The 21587-nt window shown below is 70.4% G+C and carries 18 protein-coding genes; 7 read left to right on the forward strand and 11 right to left on the reverse strand.

What is annotated here, in order from left to right; translation table 11 throughout:
- Positions 1-4: 4 nt before the first annotated feature.
- The 4 genes from LQ938_RS15265 to LQ938_RS15280 form a co-directional block, all read right to left on the reverse strand.
- The gene (locus LQ938_RS15265; RefSeq protein WP_223721989.1) at positions 5-445 is read right to left on the reverse strand and encodes a cupin domain-containing protein; all 441 of its coding nucleotides are present in this window, start codon (positions 443-445) and stop codon (positions 5-7) included.
- On the reverse strand, positions 442-1746 hold the full coding sequence (locus tag LQ938_RS15270; RefSeq protein ID WP_223721990.1) for an amidohydrolase family protein: 1305 nt from the start codon (positions 1744-1746) through the stop codon (positions 442-444). Before LQ938_RS15270 ends, LQ938_RS15265 begins: the two co-directional genes overlap by 4 nt.
- Entirely contained in the window at positions 1743-3320 is a 1578-nt protein-coding gene (locus LQ938_RS15275; protein WP_223722538.1) for an adenosylhomocysteinase, read from the reverse strand. Before LQ938_RS15275 ends, LQ938_RS15270 begins: the two co-directional genes overlap by 4 nt.
- Before the next feature lie 67 nt (positions 3321-3387).
- A complete protein-coding gene (locus LQ938_RS15280) occupies positions 3388-3642 on the reverse strand; it encodes a hypothetical protein (protein ID WP_223721991.1) in 255 nt (84 codons plus the stop codon).
- Between the two features lie 180 nt (positions 3643-3822).
- Here LQ938_RS15280 and LQ938_RS15285 point away from each other — a divergent pair, with 180 nt between their 5' ends.
- The 3 genes from LQ938_RS15285 (at position 3823) to LQ938_RS15295 (ending at position 6569) form a co-directional block, all read left to right on the forward strand.
- Entirely contained in the window at positions 3823-4812 is a 990-nt protein-coding gene (locus LQ938_RS15285; RefSeq protein ID WP_223721992.1) for a hypothetical protein, read from the forward strand.
- The gene (locus tag LQ938_RS15290) at positions 4809-5945 is read left to right on the forward strand and encodes a hypothetical protein (RefSeq protein ID WP_223721993.1); all 1137 of its coding nucleotides are present in this window, start codon (positions 4809-4811) and stop codon (positions 5943-5945) included. The genes LQ938_RS15285 and LQ938_RS15290 overlap by 4 nt, the downstream gene beginning before the upstream one ends.
- Before the next feature lie 156 nt (positions 5946-6101).
- A complete protein-coding gene (locus tag LQ938_RS15295) occupies positions 6102-6569 on the forward strand; it encodes a hypothetical protein (RefSeq protein ID WP_223721994.1) in 468 nt (155 codons plus the stop codon).
- Positions 6570-6656: 87 nt separating this feature from the next.
- Here LQ938_RS15295 and LQ938_RS15300 read toward each other — a convergent pair whose 3' ends face one another.
- The 5 genes from LQ938_RS15300 to LQ938_RS15320 all read right to left on the reverse strand — a co-directional run bounded on the left by LQ938_RS15300 (position 6657) and on the right by LQ938_RS15320 (position 12604).
- Positions 6657-8330, reverse strand: a complete 1674-nt coding sequence (locus LQ938_RS15300; RefSeq protein ID WP_223721995.1) for a dipeptide ABC transporter ATP-binding protein — start codon at positions 8328-8330, stop codon at positions 6657-6659.
- Positions 8327-9328 carry an ABC transporter permease gene (locus LQ938_RS15305; RefSeq protein WP_223721996.1) on the reverse strand — a complete coding sequence of 334 codons (1002 nt, stop codon included), beginning with the start codon at positions 9326-9328 and terminating at the stop codon, positions 8327-8329. The genes LQ938_RS15300 and LQ938_RS15305 overlap by 4 nt, the downstream gene beginning before the upstream one ends.
- The gene (locus LQ938_RS15310) at positions 9328-10401 is read right to left on the reverse strand and encodes an ABC transporter permease (protein WP_223721997.1); all 1074 of its coding nucleotides are present in this window, start codon (positions 10399-10401) and stop codon (positions 9328-9330) included. The genes LQ938_RS15305 and LQ938_RS15310 overlap by 1 nt, the downstream gene beginning before the upstream one ends.
- Before the next feature lie 69 nt (positions 10402-10470).
- Entirely contained in the window at positions 10471-12102 is a 1632-nt protein-coding gene (locus LQ938_RS15315) for an ABC transporter substrate-binding protein (RefSeq protein ID WP_223721998.1), read from the reverse strand.
- Positions 12103-12265: 163 nt separating this feature from the next.
- A complete protein-coding gene (locus LQ938_RS15320) occupies positions 12266-12604 on the reverse strand; it encodes a winged helix-turn-helix transcriptional regulator (protein WP_223721999.1) in 339 nt (112 codons plus the stop codon).
- Positions 12605-12681: 77 nt separating this feature from the next.
- Between LQ938_RS15320 and LQ938_RS15325 the strand changes: the two genes are divergently transcribed.
- Positions 12682-13338 (forward strand): FMN-dependent NADH-azoreductase, encoded by a 657-nt coding sequence (locus LQ938_RS15325; protein WP_223722000.1) that lies wholly within the window; start codon positions 12682-12684, stop codon positions 13336-13338.
- A 286-nt stretch (positions 13339-13624) separates the two neighbouring features.
- On the opposite strand, the gene LQ938_RS15330 is transcribed toward LQ938_RS15325, so the two are convergent.
- Together LQ938_RS15330 and LQ938_RS15335 are read right to left on the reverse strand one after the other, a co-directional pair.
- Positions 13625-15052, reverse strand: a complete 1428-nt coding sequence (locus LQ938_RS15330; RefSeq protein WP_223722001.1) for a CCA tRNA nucleotidyltransferase — start codon at positions 15050-15052, stop codon at positions 13625-13627.
- Positions 15053-15062: 10 nt separating this feature from the next.
- On the reverse strand, positions 15063-16541 hold the full coding sequence (locus LQ938_RS15335) for a methyltransferase (RefSeq protein WP_223722002.1): 1479 nt from the start codon (positions 16539-16541) through the stop codon (positions 15063-15065).
- A gap of 120 nt (positions 16542-16661) precedes the next feature.
- Between LQ938_RS15335 and LQ938_RS15340 the strand changes: the two genes are divergently transcribed.
- The 3 genes from LQ938_RS15340 to trxB all read left to right on the forward strand — a co-directional run bounded on the left by LQ938_RS15340 (position 16662) and on the right by trxB (position 21526).
- Positions 16662-18851 (forward strand): DUF6049 family protein, encoded by a 2190-nt coding sequence (locus LQ938_RS15340; protein ID WP_223722003.1) that lies wholly within the window; start codon positions 16662-16664, stop codon positions 18849-18851.
- A complete protein-coding gene (gene murJ / locus LQ938_RS15345) occupies positions 18848-20449 on the forward strand; it encodes a murein biosynthesis integral membrane protein MurJ (RefSeq protein WP_223722004.1) in 1602 nt (533 codons plus the stop codon). Before LQ938_RS15340 ends, murJ begins: the two co-directional genes overlap by 4 nt.
- A gap of 99 nt (positions 20450-20548) precedes the next feature.
- Positions 20549-21526 (forward strand): thioredoxin-disulfide reductase, encoded by a 978-nt coding sequence (trxB, locus tag LQ938_RS15350; RefSeq protein WP_223722539.1) that lies wholly within the window; start codon positions 20549-20551, stop codon positions 21524-21526.
- Positions 21527-21587: the final 61 nt, after the last annotated feature.

The raw sequence follows: 21587 nt of genomic DNA on the forward strand, positions 1-21587 counted from the left end.
CTAGTCATTCTGCGAGGCGCCAGTCGTCGAAGCTGAAACCGGGCGACACGATGCAGCTGACGAGCACCTCGGCGTCGCCCGCGAGGCGGGCGGCCTGCCAGGTGCCCGCCGGCACGACGGCCTGCGCGAGATCACCGGCCGCGAGGTCGGGGCCGAGCCGCACAATGGTGGCGTCGGCGGGCTCGGCGCCGGTGCCGCCGAACGAGAGCTCGAGCGTTCCCGGACCGTGCCACAGCCAGATCTCGTCACTCGAGACGACATGCCAGGCGCTCTGCTCACCGGGGGTCAGCAGGTAGTGGATGCACGTCGCCGCCGGGCGGATGCCCGCCGGGGTGGACACCGCATCCGTCGCCGTCCACGTGCGGCGGAACCAGCCGCCCTCCGGATGCGGGTCGAGTCCGAGTCGGTCGGCGGTCAGGGGCCGGATGCTGCTCGCGTCGCTCATACGGTGACTCCTGTCTGCTGTGTGAATGCGGGGCTCGCGAAGCGCGGCTCGCCGGCAACGACCGTCGCGGCGGCACGCCCGGCACCATCCGTGACGAGGCCCTCGAGCGTGTCGAACGGATCGCTCGCCGCGATGTCGAAGAAGGCCAGATCGGCGACCGCGCCGACGGCGAGGTAGCCGATGCGCTCCGGGCCGGTGTCGAGCCCCATGGCGTGCGCGCCGCCGAGCGTCGCCGCCCGCAGCAGCTGCTCGGGCAGGTCGCGGTTCGCGTACCCCTGCGCGCGGGCGATGCGGTGCAGCGCGGCCACGTCGCCCATCAGGTCGAGCGACGGGCTGGACGCACGGGAGTCGGTGCCGACGGCGATCGGGTTGCCCTCGGCGAGGTAGGCCGCGACCGGCGGCTCGTCGAGGCCGATGACCTCGTTCGAGCGCGGGCAGAGCGCGACCGTCGTGCCGCGAGCCCGGAGGATCGCCCGGTCCCGCGCGGTCATATAGACGCCGTGCGCGATGTGGCAGTCGGGGCCGAGCACCCCGAGCGCGTCGACGAACTCGGTCGCCCCGACCCCGTACCCGGCGTCGCGGAGCTGGCGGAAACTCTCGGGTTTGCGGTCCTGCCAGGCGACCGCGTGAGTGTGCGCGAACTCGCGTTCGAGCGCCGCTTCACCGAGGTGGAGATGGATGCGGCCGCCGCGCTCGCGCACAATGTCGGGGATCTCGAGGAGGGGTTCGATGTCGAGGGAGTACGGCGCGTGCGGCGAGAGTCCCGTGCCGGGCGGGGCCGGGAGCGCATCGAGCGCGGCCTCGACTTCGGCGCGCCCGCGGGTCGCCCACGCGGCGTTCGTCCAGCTCATCACCTCCCAGTAGGTGATGCCGTGCAGCCGCGCATCGTGGAGCGCGCCGCTGGCTGATGCGTCGGTGGCGATGTCTGCCACCGCGGTCGTGCCGGCCGTGATCATCGCCGCCGCTCCCGCCGCCGCATCCGCTGCCCAGTCCCGGCCGGCGTCGTAGACCGGCGTGAACGAGCGCGCCCAGTCGTCGAAGCCCTGATACCGCCCCTCGCCGACCGACCCCATGCCCGAGTACTGCAGGTGCGTGTGCGCGTTGACGAGTCCGGGCATGAGCACGCCCGGCCAGTGCACCTCGTCAAAATCGAGGCCGCGCTCGCGCAGTTCGCGGCGCACCCACGCGCCGTCGCCGACGTGCAGGATGCGGTCGCCCCGGACGGCGATGGCGCCGGAGGGGATGGGGGGCGCGGTGATCGGCACCACGAGGGCGGCCGAGTACAGCACGATCGGGTTCATGCGGGTCTTTCCGTCGCAGGGGCGCGGACAGCGGGCGCGCCGGGATCAGGGGTAGTCGCGCCATCGAGCGTGCCCGACGGGTCGGGGGTGCCGGGGCGGTCGTAGCGCGGGGAGTACCAGTCGGACGGCGCCCCCGACCCGGCTGCGAGCGGATCGGGGCGGAGGTCGATGGCGACGCCTCGAGCGTCGAGCGCCGCACGGGCGACGACATCGTCGATCTCGGCGGGAAGGGCATGCACCCCGATCGGGGGGCGCGTGCGCACGAGGTGATCGAGCGCGGCGAGCTGCACGGCGAACGAGAGGTCCATGATCTCGATCGGGTTGCCCTCTGCGCCGGTGATGTTCACCCCGCCGCCGCGATCGATGAGCAGTGCGCCGCCCGGCGACACGCGCTCCACGTGCCGCAACACCGCACCGTCGAGCCGGGACACCGGCGACAGCTCGGCTCCTGCCAGGTCGACCTCGCCCGGCACCCCGCCCGCGACCGCGACGATGCGTGCGGCCGTCCGGATGCCGACGGTCACGGTCTCCGGAACGCCCGTCGCCGACACCACCAGCGCATCCGGCGCGGCGACGAGCGCGGGCTCGACGACGAAACCGTCGTGGCGCGCGACGAGCGCGCGCACCGGGTCGGTCTCGGCGACCCGCACCTCGGCGCCGAACGCGGCGAGCTGCGCGGCGACCCCTTCGCCGACCGGGCCGTACCCGATCACGAGTGCCGGCTGGTCGCGGAGCGAGATTCCGACCTCGTCGAGCAGGTCGGCGATCGCGAAGACGCAGGACTGCCCGGTGCCGTACCGGTTGTCGAACCGGGTCTTGGTGAGCGCGTCGTTGACCGCGAGCACGGGGATGCGGAGGGCGCCGGCGCGTTCCATCGCCCGCAGCGGCGTCAGCCCGCTCGTGGTCTCCTCGTTCGCGCCGATCCAGCCGTCGACGATCGCGGGGTCCACCTCGTGCGCGAGCCGGATCAGGTGCGAGCCGTCATCGATCAGCACGTCGAAGCCGCGTCGCAAAAACCCGAGCGCGCTCTGCCGCTCGCGTTCGCCCGACAGCGCCGCATCCGCATCGACGGGCATGCCGTCGGCGCGGAGCGCGGCGGCGACGTCCGCATCCGTCTCGTCCGGATGCGCGTAGACCGCGACCTCGGCGCCGGCCGCGCGCAGAAGGAGCGCGAGCTGAGCCGTCTTCGGTTCGAGCACCATCGCCACGCCCACCCGGAGCCCGCGGAGATCGAGTCCCGCGGCGACCCGGCGCGACACGGGCATGTGCGCCCCGGCGAACGCGATCCGCCCCGCGGCGTCGCCGCGATCGGGGAGCGGGGCGCCGTCCAGCAAGAGGGGAACGTCGACGGGATCCGCACCGGCCGGGAGCAGGTCGAACGCGTACTCGACGGTTCCAGCCCCCGCGGAATCCGTCACGATCACGGCGCCCAGGGCGCGCAGCATCCGCTCGAGCTCCGCCGCGAGGGGCGCGATCCCGGCGTCGAGCGGGCGGCGGATGCGGGCGGGTCGCCCGGCGATCAGCAGGTTCGTGCGACGGGCGAACCGACGGACGATCCGCTCGGCGGTCTGCATGTCGCTCACGCACACAGCCTAGATCGGGAGGGGTCCGAACTCGCCCCTGAAACCGGGGCCGAGCAGGTCAGCGCCGGTAGTCGATCTTGTGCAGAAAGGCCTTGATCAAATTGGTCTTCGTCGGGGGCCCCTCATCCAGCACCCGCACCCACACGCGCTGCTCGAGCGCCGGATCGGCGAGCGCCAGATCCACGTGTTCGAGGGTGAGGGCCGTCGTCGCCCCCGAAATCTCCTCGGCCACGATCTCGCAGAGATCGCGAACCGCCGCGTGCTGTGGCGACTCGTCACCGGCCCGGCCGCGGCACACCCGGGGGTTCTCCACCAGGTAGTCGATGAGGGCAAGCGTGCGGATGTGGGGTTGAACGTCGAACTCGATGGAGATCTCCTCAGGTGGGCATTGCGCGCGACCGTGGAAACTCTCGCGACGTCTGGCGTCGACCTCAGCTAACCACGAGTCGGGTGGCGGGATGCATCCGTGCGCACGGCCGGTAGCGTGTGCCGCATGCAGTGGACCCCCGAGGTACCGAACGCCGACTGGCTGCGCGCGAGCCTGGACGAACCGTGGCGCGGCACGATGCACGACGCGGTTCCGCGATACTTTCCCGCCTACGCCCGCATCTTCCATCCCGCGACCCGGGACCGGCCCGTGGGACGCCCGTGGCCGGGCCTCCCCTACGCCGCGCACCGTCGCGAGTGGGACGCATTCCAGGATGCGACCCCCGAGATCGACGTCGAACGCGTCGGCTGGGCCGAGACCTCCGCCGCCTTCGGCACCACCTTCCACCCGCTGGCCCAGTGGCAGCGGATCGTCGCGCCGGGCGTCACCGTGGAGCACGAGGACGGACCCCGGGATGCCTCGGGCTGGCGGTACAGCGCTCCCGCGGTCGGCGAGGTGGACGCCGACGTTCTCGCCGCACTCGCGGGTGTGCTCGCCGCGCACACCACGACCCCCGACGACGGCGTGGTCGCGCTGTGGGAAGGGTGGGGCGACCTGGTCGGCCACCTCGGCGTCACTCCGTCCCGCTCGTTCCTCTCACTCACCACGGCCGACGACGGCTCGGACCGGCACGACGAACTCCTCGCTCGCAGCATCCGGGATCCGCTGAACGACGCGTTCCGCAAGCCCCGCTGGCAGCCGGGCATTCTGTCGGACGAGATCTCGCGCGGGGGAAGGCTCAGCACGCTCGGTCGGGACTACGTCGTGTTCCGCGGCGGCATCGCGGAGTTCGCGGCAGAGGGGTGGGTGGAGCGGATGCCGTGGCGCGACCGTGACGCGGAGGCCGCCGGATTCGGGCCGACCGCGCATTCCCCGAACCTCGTGTGGCCGGCCGACCGGGCCTGGGCGCTCGTCTCGGAGATCGACTGGGACTCGACGATCGTCGCGGGGAGCACCGCGCTCGTCTCCGCGCTCTGCGCGCACCCCGCTCTCGAAGCGGTCCCGATCGAGCAGAACGCCTCGCTGCAATGGGACGCGGATCGGATCAACGCGTGACCCCGCCCTCGTTCGACGCGAGCGCCCTCACCGCTCCCGTCGACAAGGCCGCCGTGCGCGCGTTTCGCGCGTCACGACCGGATGCGGGCGGCTCCGTCGGCAGAGTCCTCGGGATCGTGTTCCTCGTCATGGTCATCGGCGCGTTCCTCCTCGTCTCGATGCCGCTGCTCGCCACCGCCGTCATCTCGATGGTCGGCGGCAGCGACTCGGCCGCTGCCCTCGTGCCGGCCGTTCTGATGTTCGGACTCGTCGCCCTCGGGGTGGTGCTCGCCGTCCGGGCGTTTCGCAACGTCGGTGTTCGCGCGTACCGCCTCGCGATGTTCGCGCGCGCGAACGGCATGTCGTACGCGGGCACCATCCCGAACCCGAACCTTCCCGGCATGATCTTCTCGCTCGGTTCGAGTCGTGAGGCCCGTGATGCCGTGCGCGGCGAGGTTCCCCGTTTCGTCGAGTTCGCGAACTACCGGTACACGACCGGGTCGGGCAAGAACCGCACGACGCATCGCTGGGGGTATGTCGCGATCAAGCTCGACGTGCCGCTGCCGCACATCGTGCTCGACGCGCTCGGCAACAACGGCCTCTTCGGGTCATCGAACCTGCCGGCGAACTTCGACGCCGATCAACGCCTCAGCCTCGAGGGCGACTTCGACAGGTACTTCGCGCTGTCGTGCCCGGAAGGCTACGAACGCGACGCGCTCTACCTCTTCACCCCCGACATCATGGCGCGCTTCATCGACAACGCCGCCGCCCTCGACGTCGAGATCGTCGACGACTGGCTGTTCCTCTACGGAAAGCGGGACTTCTCCACGCTCGACGCCGCCACGTGGGCGTGGCTCTTCTCGGTCGTCGGCGCGCTCCTCGACAAGCTCACGCAGTGGTCACGCTGGCGTGACGACCACCTGGCCGCGGCGACGGATGCGACCCCGGATGCCGCCACCGCGGCGTCGGGATCGGTTGCCGCATCCGTGCCCTTCGACCCGCCCGCCGGGTCGCTCCGTCCGCCGCCCGGGGTCGCCGCCGGAGGCCGGCGGCTGAAGCGGAAGGTGCCGTGGTCGGCGATCGTTCTGCTCGTGATCGTCGGTCTGATGTGGGTGTTCTTCCAGAGCGGGATAATCGGGGCGCTCCTGCGTTAGGCGCCAACGCGGCCCGACCCCGCCGCCGCGTCGACCGGGCTGCTACGGGTGAGAACACTCTCATGTCAATGGTGTCGGATGCATCCGCCCGCCCCCTCTAGCGTGGGTGGAGGGGGCGTGGATCGCGCCCGATTCACAGCTACCTAAGGAACGACCATGCGCAAACTCGCCACGATCGCTGTCTCCGCCATCGCTCTTCTCGCCCTCGCCGGTTGTGCCGGCGGCGGATCCTCCGACTCCGGCGGCGACGCGGCGGCCAGCGACCAGACCGTCGCCGAGGCGTGCGCCATCGCCAATGAGAAGCTCACCGCCGCGCAGGAGGGTCTCAACGAGTCGCTCACCGGCGTCTCCAGCGGCGACTACTCGGGCCTCACCGACGTCATCTCGTCGTTCTCGGCCGGCTTCGACGAGGCGCTCGAGGAGATCACCAACGCCGAGGTCGAGGAGCCCCTGACCTCGATCGCCGCGGACTACAAGGAGATCGGTGCCGCGCTCGAGCAGCTCGCCGAGGCGGGCAGCGACCCGGCCAAGATCGCCGAGCTGACCGACCTCTCCGACCAGATGACCGAAACCAGCAGCCGCCTGCAGGCGTCGTCGGCCGAGCTCCAGGAACTCTGCGCCTGAGCTGACTACGGGGTCGAGCGCCCCGTGACGATGTGACGAAGGGCCCCGGTATCGAGGATTTCGGGGCCCTTCGTTCTGCGTCTCGACTCAGCGCGTGCGCTGCCATTCCGCCCGGCGCTCGGCCTGCAGCACCGGGTCGGGCACAGGCAGAGACGTGAGCAGCCGGCGGGTGTAGTCGTCGTGCGGATGCAGCAGCACCTGGGCCGTGGTGCCCTGCTCGCGGATCGTGCCCTCGCGGAGCACGATCACCCGGTCGGCGACCGCGTCGATGACCGCCAGGTCATGGCTGACGAACAGCGACGCGAACCCGAGATCACGCTGCAGATCGGCGAACAGCTCCAGCACCCGCGCCTGCACCGACACATCCAGCGCACTCGTAGGTTCGTCGGCGATCAGCAGCTTCGGATCGAGCGCGAGCGCACGCGCGAGCGACGCGCGCTGACGCTGACCGCCGCTCAACTCGTGCGGGTAGCGGTCACCGAACGCCGCCGGCAGCCGCACCGCATCCAGCAGCTCATCCACCCGGGCGCGTGCCGCACGCGCGCTCGAGGCGCGCTTGTGCACGATGAGCGGCTCGGCGATGCACTCGGCGATCGTCAGCAGCGGGTTGAAGCTCGTCGCCGGATCCTGGAACACGAACCCGACCTCGGGTCGGAGCGCCTTGAGCGCCGCCGGCTTCGCGCCGCGCATCTGCGTGCCGAGCACCTCGAGCGATCCCTCGACCACATCCGTGAGCCCGACGATCGCCCGACTGATCGTCGTCTTCCCCGATCCCGACTCTCCGACGAGGCCCACGACCTCACCCGGTCCGATCCAGAAGTCGACCCCGCGGACCGCCACAACACCCGTGCGCCCGAACCGACCCGGGTACGCGATGTGCATGTCGCGCGCCACGATGACGCTGTTCACCGGGGGTTCGGTCGGCGCGGGCGCGGCCGCATCCTGCACCGCGCTCTTGCCCCGACCGACGTGCGGCACGGCCGCGAGCAGTTCTCGCGTGTACGGCTCGCGCGGGGCGGCGAACAGTTCGCGCACGGGTGCCTGCTCGACGATCTCGCCCTTGTTCATCACAATCACCCGGTCGGCGAGGTCGGCGACCACGCCCATGTTGTGCGTGATCAGCACGATCGTCGCCCCGAACTCGTCGCGGCACGCCCGCAGCAACTCGAGGATCTCGGCCTGCACGGTCACATCGAGCGCGGTCGTCGGCTCGTCCGCGATGATGAGGCCCGCGTTCAGCACGAGCGCCATCGCGATCACGACGCGCTGCTTCTGCCCGCCCGAGAACTGGTGCGGGTAGTGGTCGACGCGCTGCTCCGGATCGGGGATCCCCACCTTGCGGAGGATCTCGACGGCCCGCTTCTTCGCCTCGGCCTTCGACAGCTTCTCGTGCGCGCGAAGACCCTGGGCGATCTGCCACCCCACCGTGAACACCGGGTTCAGCGCGGTCGACGGCTCCTGGAACACCATGGCGGCGTCGCGACCCCGCATCGTCCGGAGCTGCCCCGACGACGCGTGCACCACATCCGTCTCACCGCCATCCCGGCCCTGGATGACGATGGCCCCCGAGAGCGTCGCCGTCTCCGGCAGAAGCCCCAGCAGGGCATTCGCCGTCACGGTCTTGCCCGATCCGGATTCGCCGACGATCGCCAGCACCTCACGGGCGTGCGCCGCCAGCGAGATGCCGTCGACCGCGACGACGGGTTCGGCATCCGTGGCGAACGTGACGGTCAGCGCGTCGATGCGTGCGATGTCGGTCATGACTTTCCTCCCGCCCGGCGACGGGTCCGCAGCCGCGGGTCGCTCAGGTCGTTCAGGCTTTCGCCGACGAGGGTGATGCCGAGCACGACCAGCACGATCGCGATGCCGGGCGGCATGGCGGTCCACCAGATACCGCTCGTGACATCCGACACCGCGCGGTTCAGGTCGTACCCCCATTCCGCGGCCGCCGTCGCCTCGATGCCGAAGCCGAGGAACCCGAGACCGGCCAGCGTCAGCAGCGCTTCCGACGCGTTGAGGGTCACCACGACCGGCAGCGACCGCGTCGAGTTGCGGAGCACGTGACGCACCAGGATGCGGCCGATCGGTACCCCCGTGACTCGCGCCGACTCCACGAACGGCTCGGTCTTCACCCGCACGACCTCGGCGCGGATGACGCGGAAGTACTGCGGCACGAACACGACCGTGATCGCGATCGCGGAGGCGAGGATTCCACCCTCGAGCGTCGACTGGCCACGGCTGATGACGATCGACATGACGATCGCGAGCAGCAGCGAGGGGAACGAGTAGATCGCGTCGGCGAGAACCACGAGCAGCCGGTCGAGCCACCCGCCGAAGTAGCCGCCGACGAGCCCGAGGAACACACCGATGAAGATCGAGAACGCGATCGCGCAGATGATCGCGAGAAGCGCCGTCTGCGCGCCCCAGATCGTGCGTGAGAGCACATCGAACCCGCTGACGGTCGTGCCGAGCACGTTGGTCGCGTTCGGTGCCTGCAGTGTTCCGAAGTCGGTGCCGTCGACCGAACGCTGCGCGAACCCGTACGGCGCGATCCACTGCGCAAGGAGCGCGACCAGAACGAACAGCGTCGTCAGCACGACGCCGATCAGCAGCATCCCGCGCTGCAGACCGACGCTCCGACGCAGGTGCGAGAGCACCGGGATGCGGTCCGCGAGCGGCTTCTTGCGCGTGGTCACCGCGGCGAGCGCGGGCGCCGCATCCGGAATCCCGGACGGGCCGGAAGAGGTGTCCGGAGACATCAGTACCTCACTCGGGGGTCGATGAGGGCGGCCACGACATCGACGATGAAGTTCGTGATCGCCACGACGACGGCGATCATCACGACGATGCCCTGCACGGCGACGAAGTCGCGCGCCTTCAGGTACTCGGAGAGCATGAAGCCGATGCCGTTCCATTCGAAGGTGGTCTCGGTCAGCACGGCTCCCGCGAGCAGCATCGCGATCTGCAGGCCGATGACCGTGACGATCGGGATGAGCGCCGGGCGGTAGGCGTTCTTCGTGACGAGTCGGTACTCGCCGACGCCGCGCGAGCGCGCCGAGGTGACGTACTGCGCGCCGAGGGTGCCGATCACGTTCGTGCGCACGAGGCGCAGGAAGATGCCGGCGGTCAGGATGCCGAGGGCCAGCGCCGGCAGGATCGCGTGCAGCAGCACGTCGCCGACCGCCCCGGGGTCACCGATCCGGAAGGCGTCGATGAGGTAGATGCCGGTCGGATCATCGAGCGACTGCAGCTTGAGCTGCGTGCGCGTGCCCGCGCGGCCCGCGACCGGGAGGATGCCGAGGCCGACCGAGAAGATGAGCTTCAGCACCATCCCGAGGAAGAAGATCGGGGTGGCGTAGCCGAGGATCGCGGCGATCCGGAGTGCCGCATCCTGCCAGCGGTCGCGCTTGTACGCCGCGAGGAGTCCGAGCGGGATGCCGAGCACGAACGCGACGATCAGTGCGTAGAACGCCAGCTCGAGCGTCGCCGCGCCGTACTGCAGCAGGATGTCGACGACCGGGCGGCCGTCGGTCAGGGTGTTGCCGAAGTCACCGCGGAAGACGCCGCCGATGTACTCGAAGTACTGCACGTACAGCGGCCGGTCGTACCCGGCTTGCGCGATGCGCTCCGCGAGCTGGTCGGGGGGAAGTCTCCCGCCGAGAGCCGCCGTGATGGGGTCGCCCGTGACCCGCATCAGAAGGAAGACGACCGTCACCAGGATGAAGACGGTCGGAATGATGAGGATGAGTCGGATGAGGATGTAGCGCCACAATCCCCCGCGCTGCGGCGCGACGGGTTTTGCGACGGCGGCGGCGTCGACCGCTGTGACCATGGGGGGAACTTTCGTCGGACGACCGAGAGGGCCGGACGGTGCGAACACCGCCCGGCCCCGGGTCGTGGATTACTTGTGCAGCGGTGCGTAGCGGAACTTGAACGAACCGTCGAGGGTGGTGCCCTCCACGTCCGCGCCGACGACCGCGACCTGCGTGCCCTGCAGCAGCGGCAGCGTCGAGAGGTCTTCGGCCACGAGCTGCTGGATCTGTCCGATCTCATCGGCGCGGGTCGCCTCGTCGGTCTGCGACGCCTGCGTCGTGATGAGCTCCTGCACCTCGGCGTTCTCGTAGTGGTTCACGAGGAAGTTGTCTGCCGAGAAGAAGGGAGTCAGGTAGTTGTCGGCATCCGAGTAGTCCGGGAACCAACCCAGCTGGTACATCGGGTAGACGTCGGAGGTGCGGTCCTTGGAGTACTGCACCCACTCGGTCTGCGCGAGGTTGACGGTGAACAGGCCACCCTCCTCGAGCTGCGACTTCACCGCGGCGTACTCGTCACCCGACGAGGGGCCGTAGTGGTCGCCGTTGTACTGCAGGTTCAGCTGCACCGGCTCGGTGATGCCCGCGGCCTCGAGAGTCGACGCCGCCTTGTCGGCATCCGGACCGCCGTCGCCGTCGCCGTAGAGCTCCTTGAGCGGCTCGGTCGCGCCCGACAGGCCCTGCGGAACGAAGGAGTACAGGGGGGTGTAGGTGCCCTTGTACACGTCTTCGGCGATGGCCTCTCGGTCGATCAGGTCGGCCATGGCCTGGCGGACGGCGAGGGACTTGGCCGCGTCGGCCTCGGCTGTTCCGGCGCCGAAGGGCATCGTGTCGAAGTTGAAGACGATGTAGCGCGTCTCGCCACCCGGGCCCTCGACGATCTTGACCGCATCGTCGCTCGAGAGGTCGTCGATGTCGGTGGCCGAGAGGCTGCGGAATGCGACATCGACCTCGCCGCTGGACACATCGAGCTTCAGGTTCGAGGCGTCGGTGTAGTAGCTGACCGTCACGCCGCCGTTCGCGGCCGCCGGCAGGGATCCGCCGTAGTCCGGGTTCGGTACGTAGGAGATGAGCTCGTTCGGGCTGTCCGAGTCGATCACGTACTGGCCGGCGAACGCGTTCCCCGCCACGATGTCGTCGTCGGAGGTCACTGCGTCGGCGGAGAACACGTCCTCGTCGACGATCGGAGCCGCGGGGCTCGAGAGGATCTGCTCCCAGGTCTGGTCGTTGCCGTTCTTCAGCGTGAAGACGACGGTCGTGTCATCCGGTGCCGCAACGCTGTCGAGATTTCCGAGCAGCGACGACGGGCCGTTCTCATCGGCGATCGCGAGCTGGCGATCGAACGAGAACTTGACGTCGGATGCGGTCAACTCGTTGCCGTTGGCGAACGTGAGGCCGGGCTTGAGGGTGACGGTGTACTCCGTCGGCGACGTGAATTCGCCCGACTCGGCGATGTCGGGTGTGACGTCGGAGGTGCCGTAAGCGCTGTTGAAGAGGAACGGGTAGACCTGGTTCATCACGGCGAAGGAGCCGTTGTCGTACGAACCGGCCGGGTCGATCGAGGTGATCTTGTCGGTCGTGCCGATGATGAGCGGCTCATCCGACGAGCCGCCGGATGCGGAGTCGCCTCCGCCTCCCGCGCAGCCGGCCAGGAGGATCGCCGAGGCCCCGAGGGCTCCGACGGCGAGACCGAGACGGCCGCGCGTGCTGTGGTGCAGTGACATGTGTGAGTACCTTCGGTGTCCACGGTGATCGCCGCGCGAGAGCCGCGCGGCGCATGCCGTTCATCCTCACCCGTTCACAGCTTTCTCACAAGCAGTGCGGGCAGCCGTAACGAGACCGAAACCCGCGAGGGCCGAGACCGAGTGCCGCGGTGCGGCGCGCCGCTCAGTCGGCGGGCGTGAGGCTTCCGTCGGCCCATTCGCCGAGCTGACGCAGGAGCGGGATCAGCCGCTCGCCCGCGTCGGTGAGGTGGTAGCGGACGGAGACCGGGGGTCCGGCATCCACGATCCGCACGATGAGTCCGGCGTCGGCGAGCTCCGCGAGGCGGTCCGACAGCACGGCGTCGCTGATGCCGAGCACCGCGCGGCGGAGAGCGGCGAAGGAGGCGTCGTCGTCTTCGCCGAGGACCGCGAGGATCATGCCGTTCCAGCGTTTGCCGAGCACCGAGAACGCACGCGTGATCGCCGCGTCGCACTGCGGCAGTTCGTGTCGTCCCCCATCCATCCCCCCAGTCTACTCGTGCTACCTTTCCCAGAGTCGCTAATCTTTACATAGCGATTTCGATGATCGGAGAGTTCCCCATGACCCTGTTCCGTCTGGACGCCAGCATCCTGCCCGCCACCTCCGCCAGCCGCGCGCTCGGAGACATCGTCGAGAGCGAGTGGCTCGCCGAGTACCCCGACTCCCCGGTGGTCCGCCGGGATGCCGCGGCCGACCCCGTGCCCGCGACCTACTGGGCCGCGGCGGCCACCGCCGGCTTCACCCCCGAGGCCGATCGTTCCGAGCTGCAGCGTGCGGCGGTCGCCCACGCGAGCCACCTGGCCGACGAGCTCATCGACGCCGACGCCCTGCTCCTCACCGTTCCGCTCTACAACTACGGCGTCTCGCAGCACGTGAAGACCTGGTTCGACCTCGCGTACACCGACTCTCGCATCGACCCGCAGGGCACCGCGCTCCGCGGCAAGCCCGCCGTGCTGGTGACCGTTCTCGGCGGCAACTACGCCGAGGGCACCCCGAAAGCCGGCTGGGACCACTCGACCCAGTGGCTGCGTCGCGTGTTCGAAGACGTCTGGGGCCTCGACCTGCACGTGGTGGAGCGTCCGTTCACCCTCGTGGGCGTGAACCCCGCCCTCGACGCCTTCACGGACCTGGCCACCGAGCTGCGCGAAGAGGCCGAGCGCTCCGCCCGCGACGCGGGCCGCTCGATCGCCGCCGCGGTCGCCGCCACCCGGGTCTGATCCCCGGCGGGGGCTGAGCCAGGCCGGGTCGGGGTAGGGCCGAGGCGGTAGGGCCGAGTCGGCCCGAGCCCCCGCATCCGCTCGGCTCTGCCCACTCCGAGTCAGCCCGCATCCGCTCGGCTCAGCCCACTCCGAGTCGGCCCGAAGCGAGGAGATCTGCCGAACAGAGGACCAAAACCCCGGATGCGGTCCTCGCCCGGGCAGATCTCCTCGCTTCGGGCGCGCACAGCGCCGCCGAACGCCACCCGGGAACGCATCGAACCTCAGCCCGGGCACCACCGCGGCCTCAGCTGCGGGCGGCCCACCAGGCGCGCAGGCGCTGCTCGGCGGCATCCGGTCCGAGCACGCCCTCGTCGAGGCGCAGCTCCATCAAGAACCGGTACGCCTCGCCGACCTCGCGGCCAGGCGTGATCCCGAGGATCCGCTGGATGTCGTTCCCGTCCAGGTCGGGCCGGATCGCGTCGATCTCCTCCTGCTCGCGCAGAGTGTCGATGCGCGACTCGATGTCGTCGTACGCGCTCGCGAGCCGCGCGGCCTTCCGCTTGTTGCGGGTGGTCACGTCGGCGCGGGTCAGGATGTGGAGTCGATCGAGCTCCGGGCCGGCGTCGCGCACGTAGCGACGCACGGCGGCATCCGTCCACGCACCCTCGGCGTAGCCGAAGAACCGCAGGTGCAGCTCGATCAGCCGGCTCACGCTCTCGATCGTCGCCGCGTCGAAGCGCAGGTCCTTCAGGCGCTTCCGCGCCATCCGTGACCCCTTCACATCGTGGTGGTGGAAGGTCACCCCACCGCCCGGCTCGAGCTTGCGGGTCGCCGGCTTGCCGATGTCGTGCAGCAGTGCCGCGAGGCGGAGCGCGACGTCCGGGGCTGCATCCGGGTGCCGCACACCCTCGAGTTCGATGGCCTGCCGGAGCACCGTCAGCGAGTGCTCGTAGACATCCTTGTGATGATGGTGCTCGTCGACCTCGAGACGCAGCGCCGGAATCTCGGGCAGGAACTCCTCGATCAGCTCGGTCTCCACCAGCAGCCGCAGTCCGCGCACCGGGTCGTCGGTCTGCAGGAGCCGCACGAGTTCGCCCTGGATGCGTTCCGGACTCACGATCCGCAGCGTCTCGCGCAGCTGCTCGATCGCCTCGACGGTCGCGGGGTCGACCTCGAACCCGAGTTGGGAGGAGAAGCGCGCGGCGCGGAGCATCCGGAGCGGATCGTCGCCGAAGCTGATGCGCGGGTCGGTCGGGGTGCGGAGCAGCCCGCGGAGCAGGTCCTCGACGCCGCCGTTCGGGTCGACGAGGGTGGGCCCGGGTACCCGCAGCGCCATGGCGTTCACCGTGAAGTCGCGGCGCACGAGGTCGTCCTCGAGGGTGTCGCCGAAGGCGACCGTCGGCTTGCGGGTGACGCCGTCGTAGCTGTCGGCGCGATAGGTCGTGATCTCGACCTGCTCGCCGGCGATCCGTGCGCCGATCGTGCCGAATGCGCGGCCGATGTCCCACTGCGCGGTGGAGATCGGCGTGACGATCCGCAGGATGTCGTCGGGCCGCGCATCCGTCGTGAAATCGAGGTCGTGGGTCGGTCGGCCGAGGATCGCATCGCGCACCGGACCGCCCACGATCGCCAGCTCGTGACCCGCGTCGGCGAACGCGCGTGCGACGGTCGACACGACCCGAGACTCCGCCAGCGCAGCGAGACGCGCCATCCCCTCGGCCATATTGAGCATGACTTCGAGCCTATCCGGCCGCCACGAGGAAGCCCGTGAACAGCAGCTCGCGCACCTGCGGCAACAGGTCGGCGCGCAGGTCCGCGGCATCGACCTCGAGCAGCTGGGCGATCGCGTCGATCAGTACGCCGACCGGCAGTTCGCCGTCGCACGCTCCGACCAGCGCCGCGAGGGACGGGTCGGCATCCACCGTGCGACCGAACGCCCCGCCCTGACGCAGCTCGATGACGCTCGGGGCGTCCGACCCGGGTACGTGATGGCGGGCCTCGGTCACATCACCGGTCACCTGGAGAACGGATGCGGCGAGCGCCGCATCGTCGATCTCGCTCAGAGCGCCCGCTACGGTCAGCGCGTCGGCGACGTGCGCGCCGAGCCCGGTCGGGTCGATCTGCCGTCCGATGCGCTCGAACCGGTCGAGCCCGGGCGCGTTCTGCAGGATGACCCAGCCCATGCCGACGCCGCTGACATCGCGCGCGGCGAAGTCGTCGAGCCACGCGTCGAGCAGCGTCTCGTACTCGGGTGTTCCCGGCCGGGTGCCCCCGTCGCGCACCCACAGCTGTGCGTAGCGGACCGGGTCGAGGTGCTCTCGTTCGATCACCCATGCACCGAGCCCGGTCGTCCAGGTGCGCACGCGGTCGAGGCCGTCCGCATCCGGTGCGTCCTCCCAGTTGCCGAGGAGCCGCACCGAACCGTCCGGCTCGAGGTGAGCGCGGGCACCGGTCACCACCTGCGCCATCAGGTCGTCGCCGCGCGCCCCGCCGTCGCGGTACTCGTAGTGGGGCACGGCGTCGGTGCGGGGAGTGATGACGAACGGCGGATTCGAGGCGATCAGTGCGAATCGCTCGCCCGCCACCGGCTCGTAGAGGCTCCCGAGCCGCACCTCGATTCCGTCGAGTCCGTTCAGCGCGGCGTTCAGCCGCGTGAACCACAGCGCCCGCTCGGAGATGTCGGTCGCGACGACATCGAACCCCCGCCGCCGCAGATGCAGCGCGATGATCCCGCACCCGCAGCCGAGATCGAGGGCACGGCCGGTGCCCTCCGGGGGCAGCAGCGCGGCCAGCGTGCGCCCCGCGCCGCCGACGCCGAGCACGTGATCGGGCCGCAGCGGGAAGACGCCCGCCAGCTCATCGAGGTCGCTCGCGATCCAGCCGGCCTCGCCCGGTGCGAAGGTGTGCGGACGGATGGCGACGAGCGGCACGGCGCGTTCGCCCTCGACCCCCAGCACGCCGAGACCGACCGCCGCGTCGATCGTCGGGCGACCAAGGCTCGATGCCGCCGTGCTGAGGGGCACCGCATCCCCCAGCACGAACAGGCGCGCCAGCAGCGCGAGCGGATCGGTGGCGCCCCTCAGCGCGCGCCGCGCGGGGGTTCCGTCACCCCGGTCGAGGGCGTCCGCGGCGGGTGCCCCCAGCCGAACGCGCAGCCCGTCATCGGTCAGACCCGCGTTCGCGAGGTCAACAGCGAGCGTCCGGACGAGCGACTGATCCATGTGCTCTATTCAAACGGGTCGGGCAACGCACCGCGGATGCACACCCGATCCGAAGGGTCCGCCCCCGTAGAATCGCACTCGACCGTGCGGTCCTTTCATCGCACCGGACCCCTCTGACGCATGATCCCGACTTCGGCCCACGCGGGCATCACCGCGACGCGACGACGCTCGCGCATACTCTCGGCCCTGCTTGCCGTCCTCGTGCTGATCGGCATCATCGTGGCCGCGCCGGCGCACGCGCAGACGACGCCGACCCCCTCTCCCACGGCGAGCGGCGAGGTCGAGTTCGCGGTCGCGCCGGCCAGCAACGGCGTGCTCGCCTCCGGCGCTGCACTGACGGTGCAGTTCTCCGTGCAGAACGGCACGGCACTGCGAGTGCCGGCGGATGACGCCACCCTCCAGCTCGGAGATGCTCCGCTCGGCGATCGCGCGGCTCTTGCGGCGTGGCTCGACGGCACCGCCGCGGCCGACACCGGGCGCCAGGTCGGCGCCACCCGCATCGAAACCGTGATCGCGGGCGACACCGCGACCGGCAGCCTGCAGGTGCCCGCCGACGACGAGGCCCTCGTGGGGCGGCAGCCCGGTGTCTACCCGCTCCGACTCGTGTTCGGCGGCCGGGAGGCCCGGTCGGTCATCGTGGTTCCCGGGTCGGCCGCGGCCCCCGTGGGCGTGATCGTGCCCGTCACGGCGGGTCCCCTCGAGCGCGGACTCCTCACCCGGGCGCAGCTCGAGACCCTCACCGGCACCGACGGCTCCCTGACCGCGATTCTGGATGCGGTCGAAGGAACCGCCGCGATCCTCGCGATCGATCCCGCCGTGCCCGCCGCCATCCGGGTGCTCGGCACGTCCGCCCCCGCGTCGGCGCAGGAGTGGCTCACGCGCCTCCTGCAGCTGCCGAACTCGCGGTTCGCCCTGCAGTTCGGCGACGCGGATGTGGCCACGCAGATCGATGCGGGGCTGGCGACGCCGTGGCAACCGACCTCGCTGACCGCCTACGTCGACGCGACCTCGGTGCCCGACCCGACGGCCACGCCCACGACGCCCGCCCCCGGCCAGACGGAGGGCGACGCCGACGCACCCGTGCTTCCCGATCTGGCGACGCTCCTCGACATCGGTGACCCGACCGCCCCGACGATCTACTGGCCCGTATCGGGCAGCGCCGGCCCGTCAGTCGTGTCGACGCTCGCCGCGAGCGTTCCCGGTGCCGTCACCGTGCTCGATTCCGCCGCCGTCACCCCCGCCGATTCGGGCGCATCGTCCGGCCGAGCCGCGGCGGGCGACGCCGGGCTGCTCCTCACCGACCACGCCGTGTCGAGCACCCTCCTCTCGGCCTCGGTCGAAGGCGACGGGGCCACCCGACAGGCGCTGCTGGCCGCCGCATCCGCCGACCTCACGCTCGCGGCCGCCGCCTCCGGGGGTTCCGCGCTCCTGGTGACGGTCGACCGGGCGAACGACCGCACCCGTGCCGGCCTCCGGGGCGCGATCGACGCCGCGAGCGTCCCGGGCCTCACGGTCACCGGGCTCGACGGCATCCTCGGCGCCGAGGCGCGTGCCGTCACGGTCGCCGACGCTCCGAGCGATGCCGACCGTGTGTCCGCGATCGGTCCGCTGTCGGATGGCGCCGACCGCATCGCGCGGTTCGCCACCATCCTCGACGACCCGAACCTGCTCACCGGTCCCGAACGCGCCAGCATCCTGCAGCTGCTCGGGGCGGGATGGCAGAGCGGCGGCGCAGACTGGGCGACCGCCTACGCGAACCACCGCGCAGCGACCGAGGAGACACTCGCCGCCGTCGGCATCCTGCCCTCGAGCCCCCTCAACCTGCTCACCGCGGGCACCGACCTGCGCTTCTGGGTGCACAATGACCTGCCGTACCCCGTGAACGTCGTCCTCGACGCCGATCCCAACGACCTCCGGCTCGAGATCGACCGCCAGACCGTGGTGCTCGCCGCGGCGTCCTCGAACACCCCGGTCGCCATCCCCGTGCGCGCGCGAATCGGAAACGGCGACGTGAAGATCGTGCTGAGCCTGCGCAGCCCGTCGTCCGAGCCGATCGGCACCCCCCAGACGGTCGATGTGAACGTTCGCGCCGACTGGGAGGCCTACGGCACCGCCATTCTGGCCACGCTCATCGTCGGCTTCCTCGTGCTCGGTGTCGTTCGCACGGTGCGCCGTCGACGTCGCGCGAAGGCGACCGGCACGGGCATCGACGCGACCGCGGGTGCCGCGGATGCACCCGCGGATGACGCGCCGGATGCGGTCACCGACGATGCCGCATCCGCCCCCGAATCTCCGGAGGATCGATCGTGAGCGGACTCGGACGGGCGAGCGTGCTGCTCGGCGCGGGAACCATGGTCTCGCGGGTGAGCGGACTCATCCGCACGATCGTCCTGGTCGGGGTGATCGGGTCGATCGCCTCCCCCGCGGCCGACGCGTTCGCGCTGGCCAACCAGCTGCCGAACAACGTCTACGCGATCATCTCCGCGGGCGTTCTCACGGCCGTCATCGTGCCGCAGATCGTGCGCGAGAGCGCGCGGTCGGACGGCGGACAGAGATTCATCTCCGCACTCTTCACGGCCGGAGTGGTCGTGCTTCTCGCGGTCACGGCGGTCGTCACGCTCGCCGCTCCGCTCCTGATCTCGCTCTACGCCGACAACTTCACCCCGGAACAGCAGGCCCTCGCGACGGCGTTCGCCTACTGGTGCCTGCCGCAGATCTTCTTCTACGGTCTGTATTCTCTGCTCGGCGAGACACTGAACGCCCGGCGTATCTTCGGCCCGTTCACCTGGGCACCGGTGGTCAACAATGTCGTGTCGATCGCGGGATTCCTCGCGATCGCCTTCGTGTTCGGCTCCGACCTCACCCGCGTCGACGACTGGACGCCCGGTATGGTCGCCCTCCTCGGCGGTACCGCCACCATCGGCATCGCCGTACAGGCGCTCATCCTGCTGGTGTTCTGGCGGCGCACGGGGCTGCATCTCCGCCCCGACTTCCGGTGGCGGGGCCTCGGCTTCCGGAACATGGGCCGGCTCGCCGGCTGGACGGCAGCGATGGTCGTCGTCGGTCAGATCGCCGGCCTCGTGCAGACGCGCGTCGTCGCGGACGCGTCCGGCGTCGGGGCCTCCGTGGCCGCCACCGGCAACGCGTGGCTGATCTTCATGCTCCCGTACTCCGTCATCGTGCTCTCCATCGGCACCCCTTACTTCACGCAGATCAGCGAGCACGCGAGCGCGGGCCGCGACAGCGACGTGCGAACGGACGTGGCGCGCAGCATCCGCATCATCAGCCTGTTCATCGTCATCGCCGCAGCGGCCATCGCGGTCGCCGCGGTGCCGGCATCCCGCATCTTCACGAACAGCGAAGCGGATGCGGTGGCCGCCGCGCCCGTGCTCCTCGCCTATCTCGTGAGCCTGCTGCCGCTGTCGGTGCTGTTCATCGTGCAGCGCACGTTCTACGCCTACGACGACACCCGTACCCCGTTCGTCTTCACCGCCATCCAGGGCGTACTCGTGGTCGTCACGGCGGTCGTCGCCGGGTGGATCCTTCCGAACACCTGGCTCGCCGCGGGTGTCGCGCTCGGACAATCGCTCGCGATCACGGTGCAGGTGCTGCTGGCGACGTGGCTGCTCCGCCGCCGGCTCGGGCGCCTCGGCATCGCCTCGTGGATCACGGCGATCGTGCGATACGTCATCGCTGCCGTTCCCGCCGCGGCGGCCGGGTGGGGCGTGTATCTGCTGCTCGGCGGAGACGACGGGTGGACGACGACCGACAAGATCTTCGGCGCGTTGGGCACCGGCATCATCGGACTCACGAGTCTCGTCGCGTATTTCGCGGTGCTCGCCGCACTGCGCACGCCCGAGCTCGCCCCCGCGCTCGGGATGCTGCGCCGCATCCTGCCCGGTCGCTGAGGCGCCCGCATCCCCCCGCTCGCGGGAATGTCCCGCGGCTACCATGTGTTGACGACACCGAACGTCACGCAAGTCTCGATCCCCAAGGAGAACACGCACGTGCGCCAGCTCATCATCATCGGCTCCGGCCCGGCCGGATACACGGCCGCCATCTACGCCGCGCGTGCCAACCTGAAGCCTCTCGTGATCGCGAGTTCCGTCGAGGCGGGCGGTGAGCTCATGAACACCACCGAGGTGGAGAACTTCCCCGGGTTCCCGGAGGCCATTCAGGGCCCCGACCTGATGACCAAGATGCAGGAACAGGCCGAGAAGTTCGGTGCGGAGGTCGTCTACGACGACGTCACCTCGCTCGACCTCTCCGGAACCGTGAAGAAGGTCACCCTCGGCAGCGGACGGAGCGAAGAAGCCAGCGCGCTGATCTTCGCCACCGGTTCTGCGTACCGGAAGATCGGCATCGAGGGCGAAGAGCGCCTGTCGGGCCGCGGGGTGTCCTGGTGCGCCACGTGCGATGGCTTCTTCTTCCGCGAGCGCGAGATCGCCGTCGTCGGCGGTGGGGATTCCGCCATGGAGGAAGCCACCTTCCTCACCCGTTTCGCATCGAAGGTGCACGTCATCCACCGTCGCGATGAGCTGCGCGCGTCCAAGATCATGCAGGAGCGCGCGTTCGCGAACGAGAAGATCGAGTTCATCTGGAACAGTGCGGTCACCGACGTCCTCGGTGAGGATGCGGTCAACGGCCTCGAACTGACCTCGACCATCGACGGGTCCACCCGACAGCTGCCCGTGCAGGGCCTGTTCGTCGCGATCGGCAACGACCCGCGCACGCACCTGGTGCACGATCAGCTCGATCTCACCCCCGAGGGCACGATCTGGGTCGACGGCCGCTCCTCGCGGACGTCGGTGCCGGGTGTGTTCGCGGCCGGCGACGTCATCGACCCCACCTACCGCCAGGCGGTCACCGCGGCTGCCAGTGGCACCGTCGCGGCTCTCGACGCCGAGCACTTCCTCGCCGCACTCGACGAAGCGGGCGCTCCGGCGGCCGACGCCGACCAGATCGAGGGCCTGCCCGTCGTCTGACGGGAACATCGGACGCACGGTGTGCGTTCGCACGAGTAAGACTTTTATCCAAGGAGAAGAC

This window comes from Microbacterium sp. cx-55 (genome assembly GCF_021117345.1).
Lineage (GTDB): Bacteria > Actinomycetota > Actinomycetes > Actinomycetales > Microbacteriaceae > Microbacterium.

What these genes read in the sequence shown, in the direction of transcription:
- LQ938_RS15265 (WP_223721989.1), bottom strand. Translation starts at nt 445, where the DNA reads ATGAGCGACGCGAGCAGCATCCGGCCCCTGACCGCCGACCGACTCGGA.
- LQ938_RS15270 (WP_223721990.1), bottom strand. Translation starts at nt 1,746, where the DNA reads ATGAACCCGATCGTGCTGTACTCGGCCGCCCTCGTGGTGCCGATCACC.
- LQ938_RS15275 (WP_223722538.1), bottom strand. Translation starts at nt 3,320, where the DNA reads ATGCAGACCGCCGAGCGGATCGTCCGTCGGTTCGCCCGTCGCACGAAC.
- LQ938_RS15285 (WP_223721992.1), top strand. Translation starts at nt 3,823, where the DNA reads ATGCAGTGGACCCCCGAGGTACCGAACGCCGACTGGCTGCGCGCGAGC.
- LQ938_RS15295 (WP_223721994.1), top strand. Translation starts at nt 6,102, where the DNA reads ATGCGCAAACTCGCCACGATCGCTGTCTCCGCCATCGCTCTTCTCGCC.
- LQ938_RS15300 (WP_223721995.1), bottom strand. Translation starts at nt 8,330, where the DNA reads ATGACCGACATCGCACGCATCGACGCGCTGACCGTCACGTTCGCCACG.
- LQ938_RS15305 (WP_223721996.1), bottom strand. Translation starts at nt 9,328, where the DNA reads ATGTCTCCGGACACCTCTTCCGGCCCGTCCGGGATTCCGGATGCGGCG.
- LQ938_RS15310 (WP_223721997.1), bottom strand. Translation starts at nt 10,401, where the DNA reads ATGGTCACAGCGGTCGACGCCGCCGCCGTCGCAAAACCCGTCGCGCCG.
- LQ938_RS15315 (WP_223721998.1), bottom strand. Translation starts at nt 12,102, where the DNA reads ATGTCACTGCACCACAGCACGCGCGGCCGTCTCGGTCTCGCCGTCGGA.
- LQ938_RS15320 (WP_223721999.1), bottom strand. Translation starts at nt 12,604, where the DNA reads ATGGATGGGGGACGACACGAACTGCCGCAGTGCGACGCGGCGATCACG.
- LQ938_RS15325 (WP_223722000.1), top strand. Translation starts at nt 12,682, where the DNA reads ATGACCCTGTTCCGTCTGGACGCCAGCATCCTGCCCGCCACCTCCGCC.
- LQ938_RS15330 (WP_223722001.1), bottom strand. Translation starts at nt 15,052, where the DNA reads ATGCTCAATATGGCCGAGGGGATGGCGCGTCTCGCTGCGCTGGCGGAG.
- LQ938_RS15335 (WP_223722002.1), bottom strand. Translation starts at nt 16,541, where the DNA reads ATGGATCAGTCGCTCGTCCGGACGCTCGCTGTTGACCTCGCGAACGCG.
- LQ938_RS15340 (WP_223722003.1), top strand. Translation starts at nt 16,662, where the DNA reads ATGATCCCGACTTCGGCCCACGCGGGCATCACCGCGACGCGACGACGC.